The organism is Vibrio sp. V42_P2S4T144, assembly GCF_009904715.1.
Taxonomy (GTDB): Bacteria; Pseudomonadota; Gammaproteobacteria; order Enterobacterales; family Vibrionaceae; genus Vibrio; species Vibrio alginolyticus.
The window spans coordinates 1-4,306 of record NZ_WXWS01000005.1 but is presented as its reverse complement, the minus strand read 5'-3'; the positions used below and the strand labels follow the sequence as shown (position 1 = coordinate 4,306).

Annotated in this window: 5 protein-coding genes; all 5 read left to right on the top strand. The window is 42.5% G+C overall.

Features of this window, described 5'->3' with window-relative positions; genetic code table 11:
• A partial coding sequence (locus CAG68_RS00120; protein ID WP_272926213.1) for an acyl-homoserine-lactone synthase occupies positions 1 to 131 on the top strand: 131 nt, incomplete at its 5' end.
• Positions 124 to 2,664, top strand: coding sequence for a quorum-sensing autoinducer 1 sensor kinase/phosphatase LuxN (gene luxN, locus CAG68_RS00115; RefSeq protein ID WP_086046909.1), 2,541 nt, complete (start codon positions 124 to 126; stop codon positions 2,662 to 2,664). The genes CAG68_RS00120 and luxN, both read left to right, overlap by 8 nt.
• A gap of 111 nt (positions 2,665 to 2,775) precedes the next feature.
• Positions 2,776 to 3,018: a hypothetical protein gene (locus CAG68_RS00110; protein ID WP_005376770.1), complete on the top strand. Its 243-nt coding sequence runs from the start codon at positions 2,776 to 2,778 to the stop codon at positions 3,016 to 3,018.
• A gap of 198 nt (positions 3,019 to 3,216) precedes the next feature.
• Positions 3,217 to 3,780 (top strand): septation protein A, encoded by a 564-nt coding sequence (locus tag CAG68_RS00105; RefSeq protein WP_086046910.1) that lies wholly within the window; start codon positions 3,217 to 3,219, stop codon positions 3,778 to 3,780.
• 225 nt (positions 3,781 to 4,005) lie between these two features.
• Positions 4,006 to 4,306: acyl-CoA thioester hydrolase YciA (gene yciA, locus CAG68_RS00100; protein WP_161440624.1), on the top strand; the 301-nt coding region annotated here is incomplete at its 3' end.

Below are 4,306 nucleotides of genomic sequence, written 5' to 3'. Positions count from 1 at the left end.
GTACCAAGACATACCGCGGTTTCTGGAATTTAGGTATGATGGTTGAAGCATTTCAAGACATACAATTTCGCGACTACAAACATTGCGTACGAACAAAAAGAATGGATAAAAAGGTGAATGAGCATGCTTGATGTTCATTTGCACGGTCTCTTTTACCCAAAAGCAATGGCATTGTACGCGACTGTACTAATAGTATTCGCTTGGCTACTGTATTACTGCTATCGCCTAAAACAGAAGAGTGAATCAATCTTAGGCTCGCATCACGCGCCTTACATCGCTTATTCCAGCTGTATCATTGTTTGGATAAGCAGCAACGCCTATTTCCATACCGATTTATTGCCAGAATTAGGCTCTGTTGGTGGCATTTTTATGGCTAAGTTAGCGAACTTAGCGTCTTTTTTCGCCTTTGCGTTTGCATTCTATTTTTCTTGCCAGTTAACCGCAGATGTTAAAAAAACAGCGGTCAAAGTCTGGCAAAAAGTCGTCTTTGTCGCACTAGCAACGTATTCACTGTACATCAACTTAGTGCCGAATCTTACTGTCGAAAATGTCACCATTAGTGGTCCAAGCCAGTTCGTCATTGAATTTGGCCCACATACCTCATATTTTTTCATTAGTTTGCTAGCTTTCGTGGTACTAACGCTGCTTAACTTGATTGCCATGCGCGCTAACAGCAGCAAGCTCACGCTAGCAAAAAGCAACTATATGATCGCTGGCATTTTGGTATTCATGTTATCTACGGCAGTGATACACCTTGGAATGACGTATTTCCTTGGCGACTTCTCCCTAACTTGGTTACCACCAGCACTTTCAATCAGCGAAATGTTGTTTGTCGGCTATGCCCTACTTACCTCTCGCTTCTACAGCGCTAAATATCTCACGTACTTAACGGTAAGCGCGCTCTTAGTCTGCGCCATTTTTGTTCTGCCGCTAGGGGCGATATTTATTCCTATCTCTGAAGATAACCAATGGCTTGTTGCGGTACCTTTATGTGCGCTTATCGGTATCACTTGGCACTTGCTTTTTAAGCGAGTCAGTCGTTTCGCTTCGTATTTTATTTATGGGAAACGACACACTCCCGTTCAGCAAATCCTTGGGTTAGAGGAAGAGTTTAAACGCTCAATAGATGATGCTATGCATCAGTTGGCATCGTTACTTAACATACCAAACAACAAGCTACAGCTAGTCACTAGCAATTACACAGAAACGTTTTACGAAGAGTACCTGCCGTCAAGCAAGTCAGTTCTCGTGCTTGATGAGTTGTCTGAAGAAATTGATTATGCCTCCTCTTCTAAAGGGTCTATGAGAAAGCTCTACGAGCGTATGCGCTCAAGCAATACTGCGCTCGTTATGCCTCTCTTCGGTCGTGGAAAGTCTGTTACTCACTTACTAATTTCTTCACATAAAATAGATAATAAGCTGTTTTCTAATGAAGAAATCTCAGCTCTGCAAACGTTATTAGTTCGCATCCAGAGCACCATTGAAGCCGATAGAAAGGTACGCCAAAGCCGTGCGCTGGCTAACTCCATTGCACATGAAATGCGTAACCCTCTCGCTCAAGTACAATTACAATTTGAAGCTTTAAAACAGCATATAGAGTCAAACGCCTCACTGGATACGTTAAAAAGAGAAATTGATAAAGGTGAAGCCGCTATACAACGCGGTCGACAACTTATCGATATTATTTTACGAGAAGTTAGCGACAGTTCACCAGAGCATGAGCCTTTAGCTCTCACTTCCATACATAAAGCCATCGACCAAGCAGTAAGCCGTTATGGTTTTGAAAACGATCAAATAATAGAGAGAATTAACCTGCCACAGGCACACGATTTTGTCGCGAAATTAAATGAGACCCTGTTTAACTTTGTCATTTTCAATTTGATTCGTAACGCTATCTACTATTTTGATTCTTATCCCGACAGTCAAATTGAGATTCGTACCCAGACGGGGGCTTACGAAAACATTCTGATCTTCCGAGATAGTGGGCCAGGTATAGATAGCAGTATCTTACACAAGATATTTGATGACTTTTTCTCGTATCAAAAAAGCGGAGGCAGTGGCTTAGGTTTGGGCTATTGCCAACGTGTTATGCGCTCCTTCGGAGGACGAATAGAGTGCCAGTCTGAATTGAACGAGTTCACAGAATTCTACTTGTATTTCCCAGTCGTACCAAACGCACCAAAACCAGAGACATTAAGAGCACCGGACTTTGATAGCTGGAAAGCAACTCCATCACATTCTGAAAATCATTCAGCTCAACACGTACAAGTATGTAAAGATGCACCAACAGTGCTCATTGTTGATGACAAAGAGGTGCAACGCACCTTGGTACAGATGTATTTAAAAAGATTGGGAGTCAACAGCTTACAAGCAAATAATGGAGCCTCTGCGGTAGAACTATTCCACTCTCACAAGATTGATCTCGTTCTTATGGATGTCCAAATGCCGGTAATGAATGGATTTGACGCAAGCCAACGGATTAAGCAAATCACATCCTCCGTTCCAATCATTGCCTTATCTGGTGAGTCTGGAGCTAGAGAGTTGGAGCTAATTTCGAAACTCATGGATGACAGACTCGAAAAGCCCACCACGTTAAATGCACTTCAAGTCGTCATCCAAAGATGGTTACAGAACGAGAATTTTGCGCCTTCCAACACTTTTTAATCTGCAAATATAGAATTGGCACTAGATGTGCATTATTGGAGTAAATCGAATTATCCAGAAGGTCAAGCAGGCTGCAAAAGAGTAGCGTATGAGCTTGATAAGGAGATCGCCATGTTACTTCATCGACATACATACTACGGCTTGATTCATCATGGAATCAAAACACTGTTACTTGATCGCTTAGGCCACTATACAGAAGAAGAGTATCATCAATATCTGAGCCTGATGACTGGTAAATCCACTTGCTTCACGATGTCTCTCGAAGAGCTAGAAGCAACGGTCGATAACTTACTACGGGAAGGCTATTTAGAAGATGTAAAAACGCTTATTTCCCAATATCAACGTGTTGCTTAAGGTTTAAAACTCTCAACTCTATTGCCGCTTCACGCGGCAATTTTTATTCCTTCCATTTGCTGTTTCGACGTGGAAGAAGCTTGCGGGCTGTACGATATACTAAGCGTTACTATTCTTACCTTAACTTCCTCAGTATTCACATCTTGTCAGATTCCGTTAGACTGTCTTCAATTCAATAATTAGGTAGATTTTGCCATCATGAAGCAGATCCTAGACTTTATACCACTCATCGTTTTCTTCGCTTTATACAAGCTGTACGACATCTACTTGGCGACAGGTGCACTGATCGCAGCAACAGCCATTCAGCTTGTCGTCACCTATGCGCTATATAAGAAAGTCGAAAAGATACAGCTAATAACATTTGTTATCGTCACTATCTTCGGCGGCATGACCCTTTTCTTCCACGACGACAATTTTATAAAGTGGAAAGTCACCATCATTTACGCGATTCTGGCGATTGGCTTAGCAGTGAGCCACGCATTGGGAAAATCAGCCATCAAAGGTATGCTAGGCAAGGAAATTACGTTACCTGACGCTGTTTGGGCAAAGATTAACTGGGCTTGGGTTGGCTTCTTCTCATTCTTCGCTGGCCTAAACATTTATATTGCTTACGAATTGCCGTTGGATGTTTGGGTTAACTTCAAAGTATTTGGAATGTTGATCGCGACATTTGCCTACATGATTGCGACTGGCTTTTACATTTATAAACACATGCCAAAAGAACAAAAAAATAACTCATCCGATGTGTCCACTGATGATTAAAAACTCAGTTTTGCTATAATCCGCGACTTCACAGCGACCTTAGGGTCGCTGTTTTGCTCCATGTATCAGTAAACCGCTCAAACAACGTACCGTTTTCAGACCATTCTTGCTGCTGTAAATCAACTTTCTCTGGTCCGGTATCTGCGGTTTTTTAAGGACCTTTGGTTCTAGGTATTTACTATGTTGGCGCTTAGTTTGAGCGCCTTTAAGATTTAGGATGTCACAATGAGTCAAGAAATTAGCTCTCCGAAAGGTCAAATGCTGCTTCGTACCCTTGCAATGCCTGCAGATACAAACGCCAATGGCGATATTTTTGGCGGTTGGATAATGTCTCAGCTCGACTTAGCGGGCGCGATTCTGGCAAAAGAGATCTCTTGTGGTCGCGTTGTCACCGTTTCGGTATCAAGCATTACGTTCAAAAAACCTGTTGGTGTGGGCGATGTCGTATGCTGCTACGGCGAATGCACTAAGATCGGCCGCACATCCATGAGTGTCGATTTGGAAGTATGGGTCAAACCCGTCAAAG

Bases quoted from the DNA above. Each gene is read 5' to 3' on its own strand.
- luxN (WP_086046909.1), top strand. From the start codon at position 124: ATGCTTGATGTTCATTTGCACGGTCTCTTTTACCCAAAAGCAATGGCA.
- CAG68_RS00110 (WP_005376770.1), top strand. From the start codon at position 2,776: ATGTTACTTCATCGACATACATACTACGGCTTGATTCATCATGGAATC.
- CAG68_RS00105 (WP_086046910.1), top strand. From the start codon at position 3,217: ATGAAGCAGATCCTAGACTTTATACCACTCATCGTTTTCTTCGCTTTA.